Origin of the sequence: Vibrio sp. D54 (assembly GCF_021728075.1) — a bacterium.
GTDB classification, from domain to species: domain Bacteria; phylum Pseudomonadota; class Gammaproteobacteria; order Enterobacterales; family Vibrionaceae; genus Vibrio; species Vibrio alginolyticus.
Map to the genome: position 1 here is coordinate 1 of NZ_JAKKCS010000062.1, position 1,258 is coordinate 1,258.

Annotated in this window: 2 protein-coding genes; both read right to left on the minus strand. The window is 47.7% G+C overall.

Translation table 11 applies throughout. The annotated features are described in order from the left end of the window. Window positions 1-33: 33 nt before the first annotated feature. A complete protein-coding gene (locus tag L3V37_RS24065) occupies window positions 34-885 on the minus strand; it encodes an IS3 family transposase (protein WP_193294308.1) in 852 nt (283 codons plus the stop codon). Further along, the gene (locus tag L3V37_RS24070; protein WP_004413754.1) at window positions 882-1,190 is read right to left on the minus strand and encodes a transposase; all 309 of its coding nucleotides are present in this window, start codon (window positions 1,188-1,190) and stop codon (window positions 882-884) included. The genes L3V37_RS24065 and L3V37_RS24070 overlap by 4 nt, the downstream gene beginning before the upstream one ends. Between the last annotated feature and the right edge of the window lie 68 nt (window positions 1,191-1,258).

The following is a 1,258-nucleotide window of genomic DNA, read 5'->3' on the forward strand; positions in this document are numbered from 1 at the left end:
TGGTGTACCCCACAAAAAGTAGACAGTACATAACTACATACTTTCGTACTCAACTGGGCTGACCTGCCCCAACGCTGAGTGTCTTCTTCTGCGATTGTAAAATACCTCGATGTATTCGAAGATGCCCATTCGGGCTTCTTCGACAGTTTGGTAATCTTCTGCGTATATCAGTTCGACTTTCAGTCGACTGTAGAACGACTCCATCACCGCATTATCCCAACAGTTACCCTGTCGACTCATGCTCGGTACACCTCCATGCTTGCGCATGAAGTCTTGATATTTGTAGGCTCTGTATTGTACACCACGGTCCGAGTGGATAATGACGCCCTTAGGCGGCTTACGTGACTCAAACGCCATTTTTAGAGCGTTAGTGATTAGCTCGACGGTCATCGTTGTCCCAAGCGACCAACCCACAATGCGTCTTGAATGCAAGTCCATCACTGTCGCTAAGAAGAGCCAACGACTCTTCACCCAGATATACGTAATGTCCGTAACCCATTTCTGATTTGGCGTCTCAGACTCAAAGTCTCTACGCAGTAAATTGTCGGCAACATTCGTCATAGCAGCCACATCCTTGCTGTATTTGAACCCTTTACCATTACGCGCCCTAATACCTTTTTCCTTCATGATATCAGCCACATAATTCACACAGCAGGCATAGCCTGCTTCGTTTAGCTCTTCTGCAATTCGCACAGAGCCGTAACGTGCCCGATATTGGGCAAAGGTACACATGACGAGCTGTTCAAAGCGCTCTCGCCGCTTTGAACGCTCACTCGGCGCATGATGACGCCACTTGTAGTAACCACCTCGACTCACTTCTAAAGTACGACACATTAAGCTAATCGAGTACTCGCCTGTATAGCTTTCAATGAACTCGTACTTCACTCTTGCTGCTTCGCGAAGTACGCCGAGACCTTTTTTAGGAATTCCATTTCATCTTTGAGCCGCTTGTTCTCGCGCCTTAGCGCTCGAAGCTCTTCAGACTCTTTCTTCGAATAATCGACACCGTCTAAAGTGTTAAACTGTTTATCAGATAGGCGTGTGAACTGGCGCTTCCAGTTCCGGATCTGCTGGGCACTGATGCCCAGCTCCTTAGCAACGGAGACGGCTGTTCGGCCAGGAAGACTGGCCAAGCGAACTGCTTCTTTACGGAATTCTTCGGTGTACGCTGGATTACGATGTTTAGCCATAAATCACCTCTCAATTAGACCCTAGATCTAACTTAGTAAAGTGTCTACTAAACGTGGGGTACTCGGAA